The sequence below is a fragment of the Delftia sp. PX-1 genome (assembly GCF_055797465.1).
In genome coordinates this window covers 6,100,121-6,116,422 of sequence record NZ_CP184763.1, presented here as the reverse complement: position 1 = coordinate 6,116,422, position 16,302 = coordinate 6,100,121, and the positions used below count along the sequence as shown (strand labels likewise).

The following is a 16,302-nucleotide window of genomic DNA, read 5'->3' as shown; positions in this document are numbered from 1 at the left end:
AGACCATGTCCAAGTTCTTCATCAACCGCCCCAACTTCGCCTGGGTGGTGGCCATCTTCATCATGCTCGCCGGGCTGCTGGCCATACCGGCGCTGCCCGTCTCCCAGTTTCCCAACGTGGCGCCGCCGCAGATCTCGATCACCGCCAACTACCCGGGCGCCTCCGCCACCACGGTGATGGAGTCGGTGACCAGCGTCATCGAGGAGGAGCTCAACGGCACCAAGGGGCTGCTGTACTTCGACTCCTCCAGCGGCTCCACGGGCCTGGCCGAGATCACGGCCACCTTCGCCCCGGGCACCGAGCCCGCGCTGGCCCAGGTGGAGGTGCAAAACCGCATCAAGAAGGCCGAGGCGCGCCTGCCCGCGTCCGTGATGCAGATGGGCCTGCAGGTCGAGCAGGCCAGCGCCAACTTCCTGATGATCTACTCGCTGACCTACAAGGACGGCAGCGGCAGCAACAGCGAGGTGGCCCTGTCCGACTACGCCGTGCGCAACATCAACAACGAGATCCGCCGCGTGCCCGGCGTGGGCAAGGTGCAGTTCTTCGCGGCCGATGTGGCCATGCGCGTGTGGGTCGATCCGAACAAGCTGCTGGGCTACGGCCTGTCGGTGGCGGACGTGAACGCGGCCATCGCCGCCCAGAACGCGCAGGTGCCGGCCGGCAGCTTTGGCGCCTCGCCCGCAGGGCCCGGCCAGGAGCTGAGCGCCACCATTGCCGTCAAGGGCACGCTGGCCTCGCCCGAGGAGTTCGGCCAGATCGTGCTGCGTGCCAGGGCCGATGGCTCGGCCGTGCGCCTGGCCGATGTGGCGCGGCTGGAGGTCGGCCAGCTGGACTACAGCTTTTCCTCGCGCGAGGACGGCCGCCAGGGCGTGGCCGCCGCCGTGCAGCTGGCGCCCGGGGCCAACGCCATGCAGACCGCCAAGGCCGTCAAGGCGCGCCTGGCCGAGCTGTCGCAGAACTTCCCCGCCGGCATCCAGTACGCCGTGCCCTATGACACCTCGCGCTTCGTGGAAGTGGCCATCGGCAAGGTCATCCAGACCCTGGTGGAGGCCGTGGCGCTGGTGTTCCTGGTGATGTGGCTGTTCCTGCAGAGCCTGCGCTACACGCTGATTCCCACCATCGTCGTGCCCGTCTGCCTGGCCGGCACCCTGGGCGTGATGTATGCGCTGGGCTTTTCGGTGAACATGATGACCATGTTCGGCATGGTGCTAGCCATCGGCATCCTGGTGGACGACGCCATCGTGGTGGTGGAGAACGTGGAGCGCCTCATGGCCGAGGAGGGGCTGTCCCCGCTGGCCGCCACGGTCAAGGCCATGCAGCAGGTCTCGGGCGCCATCGTCGGCATCACCCTGGTGCTGGTGGCGGTGTTCCTGCCGCTGGCCTTCATGAGCGGCTCGGTGGGCGTGATCTACCGGCAGTTCTCGCTGTCGCTGGCCGTGTCCATCCTGTTCTCGGGCCTGCTGGCGCTGACCTTCACGCCGGCGCTGTGCGCCACGCTGCTCAAGCCCATTGCCAAGGGCCACCACGCCGAGCGCAAGGGCTTCTTCGGCTGGTTCAACCGCCGCTTCGCGGCGCTGACCGAGCGCTTCGACCTGCTCAACCAGCGGCTGGTGCGCCGCGCCGGGCGCTGCATGCTGGTGTATGCCGCCATCGTGGCCGGGCTGGGCGTGGCGTACACGCGCATGCCCGAATCCTTCGTGCCCTACGAGGACATGGGCTACTACATCGTCGGCGTGCAGCTGCCGCCGGGCGCCACCACGGAGCGCACCAAGGCCATGGTCAAGGACATGGAGGACTATGTTCAGAGCCGCCCCGCCACGGCCCAGGCCGAGTTCCTGATGGGCTACAGCTTCTCGGGCATGGGGCAGAACGCGGCCCTGGCCTTCGTCACGCTCAAGGACTGGTCGGTGCGCGGCGCCGGGCAGGCGTCGTGGGACGAGGTGCAGGCCTTCAACCAGCGCTTTGCCAGCCTGTCCGACGGCACCGTCATGGCCGTGGACCCGCCACCCATCGACGGCCTGGGCAACTCCGGCGGCTTTGCGCTGCGCCTGCAGGACCGCGCCAGCCTGGGCCGCGAGGCGCTGATCGCCGCGCGCGACCAGCTGCTGGCCAAGGCCAATGCCTCGCCCATCATTGCCTACGCCATGATGGAAAACCTGGAGGATGCGCCCCAGCTGCGGCTGGACATCGACCGGCGCAAGGCGCAGGCCCAGGGCGTGGATTTCAGCGCCATCAACACGGCCCTGTCCACGGCCTACGGCTCGGCCGTGATCAACGAGTTCCCCAACGCGGGCCGCCTGCAGCGCGTGGTGGTGCAGGCCGATGCCCAGGCCCGCGCGCGGCCCGAGGACATCCTGCGCCTGCACGTGCCCAACGCCGCCGGCCAGCAGGTGCCGCTGTCGGCCTTTGCCACGGTGCGCTGGGAAAGCGGGCCGGTGCAGATCTCGCGCTACAACGGCTATCCGGCCTTCCGCATCTCGGGCGATGCCAAGCCGGGCCACACCACGGGCGAGGCCATGGCCGAGCTGGAACGCATCATGGCCGAGATGCCGCGCGGCATAGGCTACGAGTGGACGGCCCTGTCCTTCCAGGAGAAAGCCGCCGGTGCCCAGGCGCCCAAGCTGTTCGCGCTGGCCATCGTGGTGGTGTTCCTGCTGCTGGTGGCCCTGTACGAGAGCTGGAGCATTCCCGCCGCCGTGATGCTGATCGTGCCCATCGGCGCGCTGGGATCGGTGCTGGCCACCTCGGCCGTGGGCCTGTCCAACGACGTGTACTTCAAGGTGGGCCTGATCACCATCATCGGCCTGGCGGCCAAGAACGCCATCCTGATCGTGGAGTTCGCCAGGGACCTGCATGCGCAGGGGCACAGCCTGGCGCAGGCCGCGCTGCAGGCGGCGCGGCTGCGCTTTCGGCCCATCGTCATGACCTCGCTGGCCTTTATCCTGGGCGTGGTGCCGCTGGCGCTGGCCTCGGGCGCGGGCGCCTCCAGCCAGGCCGCCATCGGCTTCGGCGTGATCGGCGGCATGCTGTCGGCCACGCTGCTGGGGGTGGTCTTCGTTCCCGTCTTCTTCGTCTGGGTGCTGTCCCTGTTCCGGCGCAAGGCGCCGGCCGGCACCCCGCCTGCCCTGCAGGCCCCGGCAACCCGCATCGAGTAAGCGCCATGTCCATGCACTTCTTCCCACGCGCCCTGTGTGCGCTGGCCGCCAGCCTGGTGCTGGCGGGCTGCTCCCTCGCCCCGGTCCACCAGCGTCCGCAGGCGCCCATTCCCACGCAATGGCCGCAGCAGGATGCGGCGCCCGTGCTGTCCTCGTCGGCGGCCACGCTGGACTGGAACAGCTTCATCGCCGACCGCCAGCTGCGCCAGCTGGTGGACCTGGCCCAGGCCCACAACCGCGACCTGCGCCAGACCCTGCTCAACGTGGAGGCGGCACGCGCCCTGTACCAGGTGCAGCGCGCCGACCGCCTGCCGGGCGTGGGCCTGCAGGGCGGCGGCACGCGCCAGCGCCTGCCGGGCGACATGAATGCCACGGGCCAGCCGCAGGTGCAGGGCAGCTGGCAGGCCGGCCTGGGGCTGGCCGCCTTCGAGCTGGACCTGTTCGGCCGCGTGCGCAACCTGTCCGAAGCCGCCCTGGGCGAGTACCTGGCCACCGAAGAGGTCGCGCGCGCCGCCCGCATCAGCCTGGGTGCCGAAGTGGTGCAGGCCTACCTGTCCCGCGATGGGGCCCTGCGCCGGCTGCAACTGGCGCAGCGCACGCTGCAAAGCCGTGAATCCTCGCTGCGCCTGACTGCGCAGCGGCGCCAGGCGGGCACGGCCACCGCCCTGGACCACCAGGACGCCCTGGGCCTGGCCGCCCAGGCCCGCGCCGACGTGGAGCGCAGCGAACGCGAGCTGCGCCAGGCCGGCAACGCCCTGCTGCTGCTGACGGGCGTGGAGGATCTGACGCCGTACCTGTCTGCACAGTCCGCACAGTCCGCACAGTCCGCACAGTCCGCAGGGTCTGCACAGTCGGCAAAGTCGTCCGACGTACCCCTGCTGCTGCAGGACCTGTCGGCCGGCACGCCTTCCGAACTGCTCATCCACCGGCCCGACATCCAGGCGGCCGAGCACCGGCTGCGCGCGCGCAGCGCGGACATTGGTGCGGCGCGCGCGGCCTTCTTCCCGCGCATCTCGCTCACCGGCTTCCTGGGATCTTCCAGCGCCGATCTGTCCGACCTGTTCCGCTCGGGCCAGCGCGCCTGGTCGTTCACTCCCCAGGTCACGCTGCCCCTCTTCGACGGGGGGCGCAACCGCGCCAACCTCGACCTGGCCGTGCTGCGCAAGGACATGGCCGTGGCCGCCTACGAGCAGGCCATCCAGACCGCCTTCCGCGAAGTGGCCGACGCCCTGGCCGCCACCGACACGCTGCGCCGCGAGGAAGCCGCGCGCCTGGCGCTGCGCGACAGCAGCCGCGAAAGCCTGCGGCTGGCGCAGGCCCGTTACCAGGCGGGGGTGGACGACCATCTGCGCTACCTGGACGCACAGCGCAACGCCTTCGCCAATGAAAGCGCCTACATCGATACCGTGACCCAGCGGCAGCTGGCGCTGGCCCAGCTGTTCCGCGTGCTGGGCGGCAGCTGGACGGCGCCGCCGCCTCACAGCGCCCCGAACACCTCCGGCAAGGCGGCATCGCGCGGCATGCCGCCATAGCTCTTGGTGCCGCCCTGGCTGTCGATCACCACGATGCCCGGCGTGCCACGGAAGCCCAGGGACATCATCAGCTTGCGGTGGGCCTCCAGCGCCTTGCGCACGTCGGGGCTGACGCTGAAGGCGGGCGCTATGCCGCCCTGGGCGGACTTCTTCTCGTGCTCCATCAGTGCGGCCGCGCGGTCCGGGGCCTGCAGGATGGCGGCGGCCTTGGCCGGGCTGTCGTCCCGGATCACGCCCACCAGGATGTGGCGCAGCTGCACCTTGCCTGCGTCCACCCAGGGGCGTGCGGCCTCCCAGAACTTGTGGCAGTACTTGCAGTTGGGGTCGGTGAAGGTATAGATCACGCGCGGCGCATCGGCCTTGCCGTCGGGCACCCAGGTGGAGGCCTCCAGCTGCGCCTGCACGGTGTCGCCCGCCGGCTTGGCGGCCTGGGCCTTGGCATGGGGGGCCTGGGCCGTGGCAGGGCCTTCTGCGGCCGTGGCCCATCCCGCCGCCAGAAAGAGGCTGGCAGCCATGCCTGCAAAAAGGACGGTGCGTTGAAGATGCATGGGAACTCCTTGGAACGGTTGGATGAATGAGGGTGCGGCGCTGCGCGGCAAGCGTGCAACGCCTGGTGCTGTGGCCACAGCGGCGGACGGTGTGAGTCGGAGTGCATCCGCCGCGTTCCATCGGTCCAGGAAATCGCTTGCGGCAATCTCGCACACGACGGCCGACCGACCACGCGCCGTTGCCGCCGCGTTGCAGCCCATGGGCTTCGCACGCCGCTGATTGTCATTGACACCCTTGCAGATGCTGCGCATCGGCGCTGGGCAGTCGTCATTGCAGACAGCCAGGGCGAGCGGGGCAGGGTGGGGGAGGGCTTGCGCCCGGCGCGGCAGGCAGTCTTGAAAGCGTGGGCCGGTCCCGCCTCCGTGCTCAGGGCGCAGCGGCAATCTCGGTCTGGCCATCGGGCCCGGCCACCAGAGTGACGGACAGGATCTGGGCCAGCATGCGTGCGAACTCGGCGGGGCGGCTGGCCTGGTAGGTGCCGCCAATGCGCAGAGCCGCCACGGCCGGGTCGTGCACCACCAGGCCGGTCGGCCCGTAGCGCTCCAGTTCCACCAGGGCGTCGGCCAGGGGCGTGTTCTCGAAGCGGATCAGTCCCTTGCGCCACAGCGCAATGCTGCCGGGCGCCACAGCCGACACCGGACCGAGCACGCCTGCAGGCGACACGCTCAGGGCCTGGCCAGCGACCAGGTCGGCAGGCGTTGCCGCGCCTTGCGCACCGGCCACGCGCACATGGCCCTCCTGCACGGCCACCTTGGCGCTGCCCGCCTCCATGCCCGTGGCGCGATAGCGCACGGAAAACCGCGTGCCGCCCACGGTGACGCGCGCCGGGCCGGCCCGCACATGAAAGGGCCTGGCGCTGTCGGGTGCCACGGCGAACAGGATCTGCCCTTGCGTGATGCGCACCTCGCGCCGGTCGCGGTACAGAGTTACCTGCGCCTGGGTATCGGCATCCAGGGACAGTGCGGTGCCATCCGGCAAGGTGATGGTCCTGGCCTGGCCGCGTGGGGTCAGGTGGCTGCTGGTGAAGGTGGGCTGCTGCTGCCACTGGTGCCAGCCCACGCCCACGCCCACGGCCACGGCCACCGTGCAGCACAGGGCCGCCAGGGCAGGTCGCGGCAGCAGGCGGGACCAGCTCCAGCCTTGGCGCTCTTCGGAGAACGGGCGCTGCGGGGCCGGTTCCGGGCGTGCGTGAGGCGCCGACTGCGAGCGCCGGCGTGCCTGCTCCGCGCGCAGGCGCGCCACCTGTTCGGGGGGAATGGACCGCGCGGCCGCCAGGCTCTGGCCCAGGTGGCGCAAGGCGGCCTCGTGCGCCGTGCTGGCCGCCAGCCATTCGGTGAATTCGGCTTCTTCCTCGGCGGTCAGGCCTTGCTCCATGCGCGTGTGCCAGTCGGCCGCAGCGAGGTCGATGGGGTTTTGCCCGCGGAAGAACTCTTCCAGTTCGCGCACCTGCGCAGCCTTGTCCAGGGGCGCGGTGCAGGAGCGGTGGCGGCGCATGCGTGCGGCTTGCCGGTTTCAGAAGCTGGTCCAGTCCTGCGATTCGGCGGACGGCTTGGCCGCAGCCAGGCGTGCAGGGCTTGCAGGGCGCGCGCCAGCTGCGGGTCGTGCCGGTGCCGGCCTGGCCGGCGCCAGCGCGGATGCCGTGGCCGCGCGCGTGGGCACGGACGCCGGCAGCGGCGCCTGCAAACGCGGCTGTTGCGCCGCGCCACCCTGGTCGCCCAGGCGGAAGATGGCCACGGCCTGCACCAGGCGCTGGGCCTGGGACTTGAGGCTGGAGGCCGCCGCCGCGCTTTCTTCCACCAGCGAGGCGTTTTGCTGCGTGACCTGGTCCATCTGGCTCATGGCCTGCCCGACCTGGGCCACACCGGCGCTTTGCTCGTCGCTGGCATTGCTGATCTCGCCCATGAGGTCGGTCACGCGCTGTATGGATTGCAGCACCTCGGCCATGGTGGCGCCGGCCTGGTCGGCCAGCTCCGCGCCCTGGCTGACGCGCGTGGCGCTGTCAGTGATGAGCTGCTTGATCTCGCGGGCGGCCTGCGCGCTGCGCTGGGCCAGGGTGCGGACCTCGGCGGCCACCACGGCAAAGCCCTTGCCCTGTTCACCGGCGCGAGCGGCTTCGACGGCGGCATTGAGGGCGAGGATGTTGGTCTGGAAGGCGATGGAGTCGATCACGCCCACGATGTCGCCGATCTGGCGCGAGCTGGCATGGATGTCCTGCATGGCGCCGACGACTTCCTGCACCACGGTGCCGCCCTTGACCGCCACCTGGCTGGCGCCGAGCGCGAGCTGGTTGACCTGGCGCGCGTTGTCCGCGTTCTGCTGCACGGTGGAGGACAGCTCGTCCATGGAGGCCGCCGTCTGCTGCAGCGCGCTGGCCTGCTGCTCGGTGCGGCGGCTCAGGTCGGCATTGCCCTTGGCGATCTGCTCGCTGGCCACGGCCACGCTGTCGGCGTTGTTGCGCACGTCGCTGACCACGCTGGCCAGGCTCTGGTGCATGGCGTTGAGCGAGGCCTGCACGCTGCCGGCGGGCGCTTCGCTGCGCAACAGTCCGGGGTCGAGGTTGCCGTCGGCGATCTGGCGGGCGACTTCACCGAGCTGGGCAGGCTCGGCGCCCAGCGCGCGTGTCAGGCCGCGTGCGATCAGCCGGCCCATGAGCAGGGCCAGCACGAAGGCGACAGCGCTCATGCCGATCTGCATGTTGCGTTGCTGCACATAGGACTGCGTGGCCTGCGCCACCATGACCTGGGCGTGCTGGCGCGTGAGCCGGCTGTACTCGTCGGTGGCCGCGATCAGCTGGGCCAGCAGCGGCCGGCACTCGCTGTTCATCTTGGCAATGGCCTCGTCCCGTTGCTGGCGCAGCGCCAGCGCGACGATGTCCAGCGCCACCGGGCCGTAGCGCTGCTCTATCTGGTCGATGCGGGCGACCAAGGCGCGTGCCTCCTCACCCACCCCGGGCGCGGCCACCAGGGCCTTGAGCTGGTCCAGCCGGTTCTTGACCTCGGCATGGGCGGCGTACACGGCCGCTTTTTCCAGCTCCAGGTCGGCTGGCGTGTTCACCAGCACCAGGTTGCGCGCCGCGATGGCACGGCTGTCCACGGCTGCGCGCACCTGTTCGGCCAGTTGGGCACGGGCGTTCACGCCATCGACGAACCGGGTCAGGTTGCGGTTGGCATCGTCCAGCGCCTGCAGAGCGGATACGGAAACCAGCGCGACCAGCAGAGCCAGGGCGGTGAAGGCGGCGTAGAGCTTGGTCTTGACGGTCCAGGTGCGGAGATTCATGGCGCTTTCCAGGTAGATGGTGCAAGTATCAGTTTTTATCAAAGAATAAGTGATTAATTTGATAAAAGCCCTTTGAAAATTGTTAAATTTCCATGAGAAGTGACAAATTTAGACGAGGCATCGGTTCAGCGTCACCGCTGCGCTTCCCGTGCAGGCTGGATCAACAAAGCCCGCATTTCTTGACCGCCTGCGGGTGCTGCCCCTGCGGGACAGGCTGCGTCGGCGCTACAGTCGGTCCCCATCCCATGCATACCCCTCCCCACATCCAAGGCTGGTGCCCCGGCGCCTGGCAGCCCATGGCCTCCGGCGATGGGCTGGTGCTGCGCGTGCGCCCGCCGCTGGGCCGCCTGACGGTGGCCCAGGCGCGGCGGCTGGCGCGCCTGGCCTGGGTGCATGGCAACGGCGCGCTGGAGCTGTCCAGCCGCGCCAATGTGCAGTTGCGCGGCATTGCGCCCGGGCGGCACGCCGCCGTGCTGCGCGCCCTGGCGGCCGTGGGCCTGCTGGACGCCGACGCGGGCCGCGAGCGCCGCCGCAACCTGGTGATCGACCCGCTGTGCCGGCCGCAGGAGGCTGTCCATGCGCTGGGCCAGGCCCTGCAGCAGACGCTGGATGCGGCCGACGACCTGGCCGGCCTGCCCGCCAAGTTCGGCTGGTCGGTGGAAGGCGCACCGGGCCGGCTGGCGGGCGTGTCCGCCGATATCCGTCTGCAGCGCACCTCCACCGGATGGCTGGTGCAGCCCGATGGACGCAACCACGCGCTGGCCGTGGCCGACGCGGACCAGGCCGTGGCCGCAGGCCTGGCGCTGGCGCGCTGGTTTGCCGACCAGGCCTCCCTTCGCCGCGCCCAGGGCTTGCGGCCCGGACGCATGGCCGCGGTGGCGGCGCAACTGCAGCCGCCCCCCGGACTGGACTGGGTGGAGACAGAAACCCCGGCCCACGGCGAAGGACCGGCGCCCGGTGCCGTGCCCGGCGTGGGCTGGCTGCTGGGCGCGCCGCTGGGCCGCTTGCCGGCCGTGGCGCTGGCGCGGCTGGTGCGCGCCTTGCCTGAGCAGGCCTTTTTGCGTGTGACACCCTGGCGCATGCTGCTGGTGGAAGACGAAAACGCGGAAGCTGGTGCCGCCCTGCCTTGCTGGTGGACGGCTGCAGGGCTGGACAACGCCGCTGACTGGATCACCCACGTCCATGACCCGCGCCTGCGCGTATCCGCCTGTACCGGCGCGCCGGGCTGCACCCAGGCCCTGGGTCCCACGCAAACATTGGCGCTGGAGCTGGCGCCGCAGGTGCCCCACGGCGCGCACCTGCATGTGACCGGATGCGCCAAGGGCTGCGCGCGGCAGGCGCCGGCCACGGTGGTGCTGCGGGCAGAAGGTGAAGACGAGGGCGAAGGCCCTTTCTATTCCGTAGTGCGCCATGGCCGTGCCGGGGATAGGGCGCAGGAGCAGCGGACCCTGGCCTCGGTGCGAGACAATCCGGGATTGCTGTTTTCAAAAGAATAATGCTGCACCGCTACGAAACCGATGGCGCCGAGATCTACCGGCAGTCCTTTGCCACCATCCGCCGCGAGGCGGCGCTGGAACGCTTCACGCCTGTCGAGGAACGCGTGGTGGTGCGCATGATCCACGCTGCCGGCCTGGTGGAGCTGGCCCCGCACGTGGCCTTCTCGCCCGGCATGGCCGAGGCCGCCGCGCAGGCCCTGCAAAACGGCGCGCCCGTGCTGTGCGACGTGCGCATGGTCAGCGAGGGCATCACGCGCTCGCGCCTGCCCGCCGCCAACCCCATCATCTGCACGCTGCAGGACGAGCGCGTGCCCGCGCTGGCCCGTGACATGGGCAACACGCGCAGCGCCGCCGCGCTGGAGCTGTGGCGCCCGCACCTGGCCGGGGCCGTGGTGGCCATCGGCAATGCGCCCACGGCCCTGTTCCACCTGCTCAACATGCTGCAGGACCCGGCCTGCCCCCGGCCGGCCGCCATCATCGGCTGCCCCGTGGGCTTTGTGGGCGCCATGGAATCCAAGCAGGCGCTGATGCAGGACCTGCCCGTTCCCTGCATGGCCGTGCATGGCCGCCTGGGCGGCTCGGCCATCACCGTGGCCGCCATCAACGCACTGGCCAGCCATGTCGAGTAGGCAGCCGCGTCCCGGCCAGGGCGGGCCCGGCATTGTCTGCGTGGGCCTGGGCCCGGGCGACCCCGAACTCATGAGCGTCAAGGCCGACCGCCTGGTGCGCGGCGCCCGCCAGGTGGCGTTCTTCCGCAAGAAGGGCCGGCCCGGCAAGGCCCGCCAGCTGGTGGACGGCCTGCTGGCCCAAGGCGCTGCCGAGCACGCCATGGAGTACCCGGTGACCACCGAGCTGCCCGTGGACAGCCCCGCCTATGTGGACCTGCTGGCGCGCTTCTACGACGACTGGTGCCTGCGCCTGGAAGCGCTGGCGCAGACCGAGCAGGTGGTGGTGCTGTGCGAGGGCGACCCCTTCCTCTACGGCTCCTTCATGCATCTGTACACCCGGTTGCGCGAACGCGGCCAGGTGCCGCTAGACGTGGTGCCCGGCATCCCCGGCATGGTGGGCTGCTGGCACGCCACGGGCGAGCCCATCACCTGGGGCGACGACGTGCTCAGCGTGATGACCGGCACCCTGTCCGAAGACGAGCTGGTGCGCCGCATGCAGTCCGCCGAGGCCCTGGTGGTCATGAAGGTCGGCCGCAACCTGCCGCGCATCCGCCGCGCCCTGCAGCGCACGGGCCGGCTGGAGGCCGCCTGGCTGGTGCAGAACGGCACCACGGACAGCGAGCAGGTCGCGCGCCTGGGCGATGTGTCCGACGACGCCTGCCCCTATTTCGCCATCGTGCTCGTGCACGGCCAGGGCCGCCGCCCGGAGGCCGCATGGTGAGCGCCGGCCGCCTGACGGTGGTGGGGCTGGGCCCGGGCGCACTGGACCAGATCACGCCCGAAGCCGCAGCCGCCTTGCACGGGGCCGACGATGTGGTCGGCTACCTGCCCTATGTGTCCCGCGCGCAGGCCCTGCTGGCGCAGGCGGGTCAGGGCCAGGCCGTGGCCTGGCATGCCTCGGACAACCGCGTGGAGCTGGAGCGCGCGCGCCAGGCGCTGGCGCTGGCCGCGCAGGGGCGGCAGGTGGTCGTGGTGTCCTCGGGCGACCCGGGCGTGTTCGCCATGGCGTCGGCCGTTTTCGAGGCCATGGAATCGGCCGATGCGGTGCAGGCCGCCGCCTGGCAGGCGCTCGATATCCAGGTGCTGCCCGGCATCACCGCCATGCTGGCCGCCGCCGCGCGCGCTGGCGCGCCGCTGGGCCATGACTTTTGCTGCATCAATCTCTCGGACAACCTCAAGCCCTGGCCGGTGATCGCGCGGCGCGTGGAACTGGCGGCCCAGGCCGACTTCGCCATGGCCTTCTACAACCCGCGCTCCAAGAGCCGGCCCGAAGGCTTTGTGCGCCTGCTGCAGCTGCTGCGCACCCGCTGCGAGCCGCAGCGCCTGCTGGTGTTCGCGCGCGCCGTGTCCACGCCCGAGGAACACTTGCACGTATGCACGCTGGCCGAGGCCACGCCCGAGATGGCCGACATGCGTACCGTGGTCCTGGTGGGCAACAGCGCCACGCGCCGCGTGGGCCGCTGGGTCTACACGCCACGCCACTACGGCATGGATGGCGGCGCGGGCGGTGCTGCCGGCGCCGTCGGTGCTATCGGCAGCACGCCATGAGCAATCCAGTGCAGCACCGCAGCCACCGACCCGGTGCGCTGGCGCTGCGGCAGCGCCGGGCGCTGCACCATCACCACGGGCAGGCCCAGGGCACGTGCGGCATCGAGCTTGCCGCGCGTGGCCTCGCCGCCCGCGTTCTTGGCCACCAGCCATTCGATGCCGTGTGTGCGCAGCAAGGCTTCATCGTCTTCCGCGCTGAAAGGCCCGCGCCCCAGAACCACCGTGGTGTGGGGCAGGGGCAGGCTGCCGGGCCCGGGCGCATCGACCAGGCGCAGCAGGTAGTGGTGCTGCGGCCGGCCCGCAAAGGCCGCAAGCTGCTTGCGGCCCACGGCCAGAAACACCCGGGCGGCTGCCTGGGGCAGGGCGGCAGCGGCGGCTTGCATGTCGGGCACGTCGATCCAGGCATCGCCGGCACTGGCCTGCCAGGGCTCGCGCTCCAGCGCCAGCAACGGCGTGCCGGTGGCGGCGCAGGCCTCGCAGGCATTGCGGCTCATCTGCGCGGCGAACGGATGGGTGGCATCGACCACATGGCTGATGGCCTGCCCGCGCAGGAATTGCGCCAGGCCCTGCGCGCCGCCAAAGCCTCCCACGCGCGTGGGCAGGGGCTGGGCCACGGGCGACTGCGTGACGCCCGCATACGAGAACACGGCGGCAATGCCGGCGCGGTGCAGGGCCTGGGCCAGCTGGCTGGCGCCGCTGGTGCCGCCCAGCAGGAGAACATGGGGCATGACTGATCCCTGGTTGACATTGGTGGGCCTGAACGAAGACGGCCTGGACGGCCTCGCGCCCGCCGCGCTGCGCGCACTGGACGCTGCCGAGACCGTTTTTGGCGGGCCGCGCCATCTGGCGCTGGCCCAGGCCGGCGAGCGGGGCCGTCCCTGGCCCGTGCCCTTTGACGTGGCGCCCGTGCTGGCCTGCCGTGGCCGGCCCACGGTGGTCCTGGCGTCGGGCGATCCGTTCTGGTTCGGGGCGGGCGGCAGCCTGGCGGCGCATCTGGCGCCGCAGGAGTGGCGCTGCCACGCCCAACCTTCGACATTTTCGCTGCTGGCGTCCCGCCTGGGCTGGAAGCTGGAAGACACGGTCTGCCTGGGCCTGCATGCCGGCCATGTGCAGCAGTTGCTGCCGCACCTGTCGCCAGGCCGCCAGTCGCTGGTGCTGCTGCGCGATGGCGCCGCCGTGGCCGCACTGGCGGACTGGCTGGTGCAGGAAGGCTGGGGCGACAGCCGCCTGGAGGTCATGGAATCCGTGGGCGGCCCGCGCGAGCGCCGCCGCGCATGGCGCGCCGCCGAAGCCGCCCAGGCCCTGGCCGCCGACCCGGCCCATGCGCCCGTGGCCGTGGCCGTGCTCGCCCAGGGCGGCGCGGCCCTGCCGCTGGTGCCGGGCCGGCCCAACCACTGGTACGCCAACGACGGCCAGATCACCAAGGCCCCGGCCCGAGCGCTGACCCTGGCGGCTCTTGCGCCGCGCCACGGCGAATGCCTGTGGGATGTGGGCGGCGGCTCGGGCTCGGTGGCCGTGGAGTGGTGCCTGGCCGGTGGCTCGGCCATCAGCCTGGAGCAGCATGCGGCGCGTGCGGACAACATCCGCCTCAACGCCCGGCGCTTCGGACTGCAGGCGCGCCTGCGCGTGGTGCAGGGCGTGGCGCCCGAGGCGCTGGCCGAACTGCAGGCGCTGGCCCGGCCCCAGGCCGTGTTCGTGGGCGGGGGCTTTGACGCCGAATTGTTCGAGCGCCTGCAGGCCCTCATGCCCGCAGGCTGCCGCCTGGTCGTCAACGCCGTGACGCTGGAGACCGAGGCCCTGCTGGTGCAACTGCAGGCCGAGCACGGCGGCCAGCTGCTGCGGCTGGAGATTTCCAGCGCCGAGCCGCTGGGCCGCATGCGCAGCTGGAAGGCTGCGCGGCCGCTGGTGCAGTGGAGCTGGCAGCGGTGAACCCGGACCAAGCCATCCCCCACCGCTGCGGCGTGCTGGGCCTGGGCCTGCACACGGACGCACTGCCCCATGCGCTGCAGGCGCTGTGGCAGCGGGCCCAGGCGCACCTGTTGCAGCAAGCCTGCGCGCCGCAGTCCGTCTGCGCCGTGGCCGTGCTGGATACCAAGGCCGGCCATCCGGCGCTGGAGGCCTGGATGTCGGCGGTCGTGCCCTCGGCCGTCCTGGTCCGTGTGCCGTCCGCGCAATTGCCGGGCCAGCCGGTGGTCACCCAATCGCCGCGCATGCTGGCGCGCTACGGCACCGGCAGCGTGGCCGAGGCGGCGGCGTTGGCCGCCGCAGGCCCGCACTCCGCCCTGAGCGTGACCCGCCTGGTGGCGGACGATGGCAGCGCCACCCTGGCCCTGGCCGTGGGCCAGGGCGGACCTCTGAACTGTTGCCTGGCCCACGCCAGCCAGGCCAAGAAACAAGGAGCAACGGCATGACCGTGCATTTCATCGGCGCCGGCCCCGGCGCCGCCGACCTGATCACCGTGCGCGGGCGCGACCTCATGGCGGCCTGCCCGGTCTGCCTGTACGCAGGCTCGCTGATACCGCGCGAGCTGCTGGCGCACTGCCCGCCGGGCGCGCGCATCGTCAACACCGCATCCATGAGCCTGGACGACATCGTGGCCGAGATCCAGGCCGCCGAGGCGCGTGGCGAAGACGTGGCGCGCCTGCACTCGGGCGACCTGTCCGTCTGGTCGGCCATGGGCGAGCAACTGCGCCGCCTGCACGAGGCCGGTATTGCCTACACCGTCACGCCCGGCGTGCCCTCGTTCGCGGCCGCCGCTGCCACGCTGGGCGCGGAGCTGACCCTGCCCGGCCTGTGCCAGTCCGTGGTGCTGACGCGCACCTCGGGCCGCGCCACGGCCATGCCCGAGGGCGAGAACCTGGCCGCCTTTGCGGCCACGGGTGCCGTGCTGGCCATCCATCTGTCCATCCATGTGGCCGCCAAGGTGCAGTCCGAGCTGCTGCCGCACTACGGCGCCGACTGCCCCGTGGCCATCGTCTGGCGCGCCAGCTGGCCTGACGAAACCGTGGTGCGCACCACGGTGGGCAGCCTGACCGAGGCCGTGGCCACCCATATGGAGCGCACGGCCCTGATCCTGGTGGGCCGCAGCCTGCAGGCCGAGGACTTCGGCGAAAGCCGCCTCTACGCGGCCGACTACGACCGCCGCTACCGCCCGCTGGGCACCGAGCCGCGCTTTCCCGCCACCGATGTGCATGCGAATGCCGCGCTGGATACCGCGAGGGATACCTTGAGGGACACCGTGATCGACGTGCCCCTCGGGAACCCCGCACCATGAGCGCCGCCCTGCCGCCCGTGGCGCTGAGCCTGATCGGCATCGGCACGGGCAACCCCGACCACCTCACGCGCGAAGCCCAGGCCGCCATGCAGGCCGCCGACCTGATCCTGCTGCCGCACAAGGGCGAGGACAAGGCCGAACTCGCCGCCCTGCGCCGCGACCTGTGCGATGCCGTGCTCACTGCGCCCGGCCCGCGCATCGAAGGCTTCGACATGCCCGTGCGCCGCAGCGTGGGCGACGACTACCTGGCCCAGGTCGATGAATGGCATGCGGCCATCACGCGCTGCTGGCAGGCGGCCATCACCCGGTCGATGGCCGATGGACTGGCGCCGCGAACGGCGGGCCAGCCCTTGCAGGTCGCCCTGCTGGTCTGGGGGGACCCGGCGCTGTACGACAGCACCCTGCGCATCGCGGCGCGCATGCAGCCGGCGCCGCACAGCGTGCGCGTGGTGGCGGGCATCAGCTCCATGCAGGTGCTGTGCGCCGCGCATGCGATTGCGCTCAACGGCATAGGCCAGCCCTTCGTGGTGACCACGGGCCGCCAGCTGCGCGAGCAGGGCTGGCCGCCCGGCGTGGACACGGCCGTGGTCATGCTGGACGGGCAGTGCAGCTTCACCGAGCTGCCCTCCCACGGCCTGCACATCTGGTGGGGTGCCTACCTGGGCATGGACCGCCAGATGCTGGACAGCGGCCCGCTGGCCGAGGCCGCCCCGCGCATCGCGCAGGCCCGCGCCGCAGCGCGCGAGCGGCATGGCTGGATCATGGATATCTACCTGCTGCGGCGCGGGGACTGAGACCGAGGCT

14 protein-coding genes are annotated in these 16,302 nt (G+C 71.4%); 10 read left to right on the top strand and 4 right to left on the bottom strand.

All coding sequences use genetic code 11. The features are described from left to right. Positions 1-5 precede the first annotated feature (5 nt). The gene (locus ACN20X_RS27940) at positions 6-3,155 is read left to right on the top strand and encodes a multidrug efflux RND transporter permease subunit (RefSeq protein WP_473210122.1); all 3,150 of its coding nucleotides are present in this window, start codon (positions 6-8) and stop codon (positions 3,153-3,155) included. A gap of 5 nt (positions 3,156-3,160) precedes the next feature. Beyond that, positions 3,161-4,687 (top strand): efflux transporter outer membrane subunit, encoded by a 1,527-nt coding sequence (locus ACN20X_RS27935; RefSeq protein WP_473210121.1) that lies wholly within the window; start codon positions 3,161-3,163, stop codon positions 4,685-4,687. Here ACN20X_RS27935 and dsbG read toward each other — a convergent pair. The 3 genes from dsbG to ACN20X_RS27920 form a co-directional block, all read right to left on the bottom strand. Continuing rightward, a complete protein-coding gene (dsbG, locus tag ACN20X_RS27930) occupies positions 4,633-5,235 on the bottom strand; it encodes a thiol:disulfide interchange protein DsbG (protein WP_026062695.1) in 603 nt (200 codons plus the stop codon). The genes ACN20X_RS27935 and dsbG overlap by 55 nt on opposite strands. Positions 5,236-5,602: 367 nt before the next feature. Further along, positions 5,603-6,730, bottom strand: coding sequence for a FecR family protein (locus ACN20X_RS27925; RefSeq protein ID WP_473210120.1), 1,128 nt, complete (start codon positions 6,728-6,730; stop codon positions 5,603-5,605). Positions 6,731-6,748: 18 nt separating this feature from the next. Next, a complete protein-coding gene (locus tag ACN20X_RS27920; RefSeq protein WP_473210119.1) occupies positions 6,749-8,512 on the bottom strand; it encodes a methyl-accepting chemotaxis protein in 1,764 nt (587 codons plus the stop codon). Positions 8,513-8,757: 245 nt separating this feature from the next. Here ACN20X_RS27920 and cobG point away from each other — a divergent pair, with 245 nt between their 5' ends. Genes cobG through cobJ form a run of 4 tightly spaced genes read left to right on the top strand, consistent with a single transcriptional unit; the run spans position 8,758 to position 12,224 of the window. Beyond that, positions 8,758-10,008, top strand: a complete 1,251-nt coding sequence (gene cobG, locus ACN20X_RS27915) for a precorrin-3B synthase (protein WP_473210118.1) — start codon at positions 8,758-8,760, stop codon at positions 10,006-10,008. Then, the gene (locus ACN20X_RS27910; RefSeq protein WP_013800507.1) at positions 10,008-10,637 is read left to right on the top strand and encodes a precorrin-8X methylmutase; all 630 of its coding nucleotides are present in this window, start codon (positions 10,008-10,010) and stop codon (positions 10,635-10,637) included. Before cobG ends, ACN20X_RS27910 begins: the two co-directional genes overlap by 1 nt. Next, positions 10,627-11,397: a precorrin-2 C(20)-methyltransferase gene (gene cobI / locus ACN20X_RS27905; protein WP_473210117.1), complete on the top strand. Its 771-nt coding sequence runs from the start codon at positions 10,627-10,629 to the stop codon at positions 11,395-11,397. The genes ACN20X_RS27910 and cobI overlap by 11 nt, the downstream gene beginning before the upstream one ends. Next, positions 11,391-12,224 (top strand): precorrin-3B C(17)-methyltransferase, encoded by an 834-nt coding sequence (cobJ, locus tag ACN20X_RS27900; RefSeq protein WP_473210116.1) that lies wholly within the window; start codon positions 11,391-11,393, stop codon positions 12,222-12,224. The genes cobI and cobJ overlap by 7 nt, the downstream gene beginning before the upstream one ends. Here the strand turns inward: cobJ and ACN20X_RS27895 are convergent. Then, positions 12,158-12,952 carry a cobalt-precorrin-6A reductase gene (locus ACN20X_RS27895; RefSeq protein WP_473210115.1) on the bottom strand — a complete coding sequence of 265 codons (795 nt, stop codon included), beginning with the start codon at positions 12,950-12,952 and terminating at the stop codon, positions 12,158-12,160. The genes cobJ and ACN20X_RS27895 overlap by 67 nt on opposite strands. Between ACN20X_RS27895 and cbiE the strand changes: the two genes are divergently transcribed. From cbiE to cobF, 4 genes are read left to right on the top strand one after another with little or no spacing between them, the layout of a single operon-like run. Then, entirely contained in the window at positions 12,951-14,153 is a 1,203-nt protein-coding gene (gene cbiE, locus ACN20X_RS27890) for a precorrin-6y C5,15-methyltransferase (decarboxylating) subunit CbiE (RefSeq protein ID WP_473210114.1), read from the top strand. The two genes, ACN20X_RS27895 and cbiE, sit on opposite strands and share 2 nt — an antisense overlap. Next, positions 14,150-14,635 (top strand): cobalamin biosynthesis protein, encoded by a 486-nt coding sequence (locus ACN20X_RS27885; protein ID WP_473210113.1) that lies wholly within the window; start codon positions 14,150-14,152, stop codon positions 14,633-14,635. The genes cbiE and ACN20X_RS27885 overlap by 4 nt, the downstream gene beginning before the upstream one ends. Further along, a complete protein-coding gene (gene cobM / locus ACN20X_RS27880; RefSeq protein WP_473210112.1) occupies positions 14,632-15,498 on the top strand; it encodes a precorrin-4 C(11)-methyltransferase in 867 nt (288 codons plus the stop codon). The genes ACN20X_RS27885 and cobM overlap by 4 nt, the downstream gene beginning before the upstream one ends. After that, positions 15,495-16,292 carry a precorrin-6A synthase (deacetylating) gene (gene cobF, locus ACN20X_RS27875; RefSeq protein ID WP_392443835.1) on the top strand — a complete coding sequence of 266 codons (798 nt, stop codon included), beginning with the start codon at positions 15,495-15,497 and terminating at the stop codon, positions 16,290-16,292. The genes cobM and cobF overlap by 4 nt, the downstream gene beginning before the upstream one ends. Positions 16,293-16,302 lie beyond the last annotated feature (10 nt).

Excerpts from the sequence above, each read along its gene's own strand:
- ACN20X_RS27925 (WP_473210120.1), bottom strand. The coding sequence starts at position 6,730 with ATGCGCCGCCACCGCTCCTGCACCGCGCCCCTGGACAAGGCTGCGCAG.
- cobM (WP_473210112.1), top strand. The coding sequence starts at position 14,632 with ATGACCGTGCATTTCATCGGCGCCGGCCCCGGCGCCGCCGACCTGATC.
- dsbG (WP_026062695.1), bottom strand. The coding sequence starts at position 5,235 with ATGCATCTTCAACGCACCGTCCTTTTTGCAGGCATGGCTGCCAGCCTC.
- cobI (WP_473210117.1), top strand. The coding sequence starts at position 10,627 with ATGTCGAGTAGGCAGCCGCGTCCCGGCCAGGGCGGGCCCGGCATTGTC.
- ACN20X_RS27920 (WP_473210119.1), bottom strand. The coding sequence starts at position 8,512 with ATGAATCTCCGCACCTGGACCGTCAAGACCAAGCTCTACGCCGCCTTC.
- cobF (WP_392443835.1), top strand. The coding sequence starts at position 15,495 with ATGAGCGCCGCCCTGCCGCCCGTGGCGCTGAGCCTGATCGGCATCGGC.
- ACN20X_RS27940 (WP_473210122.1), top strand. The coding sequence starts at position 6 with ATGTCCAAGTTCTTCATCAACCGCCCCAACTTCGCCTGGGTGGTGGCC.
- cobG (WP_473210118.1), top strand. The coding sequence starts at position 8,758 with ATGCATACCCCTCCCCACATCCAAGGCTGGTGCCCCGGCGCCTGGCAG.
- cbiE (WP_473210114.1), top strand. The coding sequence starts at position 12,951 with ATGACTGATCCCTGGTTGACATTGGTGGGCCTGAACGAAGACGGCCTG.
- ACN20X_RS27895 (WP_473210115.1), bottom strand. The coding sequence starts at position 12,952 with ATGCCCCATGTTCTCCTGCTGGGCGGCACCAGCGGCGCCAGCCAGCTG.
- ACN20X_RS27935 (WP_473210121.1), top strand. The coding sequence starts at position 3,161 with ATGTCCATGCACTTCTTCCCACGCGCCCTGTGTGCGCTGGCCGCCAGC.
- cobJ (WP_473210116.1), top strand. The coding sequence starts at position 11,391 with ATGGTGAGCGCCGGCCGCCTGACGGTGGTGGGGCTGGGCCCGGGCGCA.
- ACN20X_RS27910 (WP_013800507.1), top strand. The coding sequence starts at position 10,008 with ATGCTGCACCGCTACGAAACCGATGGCGCCGAGATCTACCGGCAGTCC.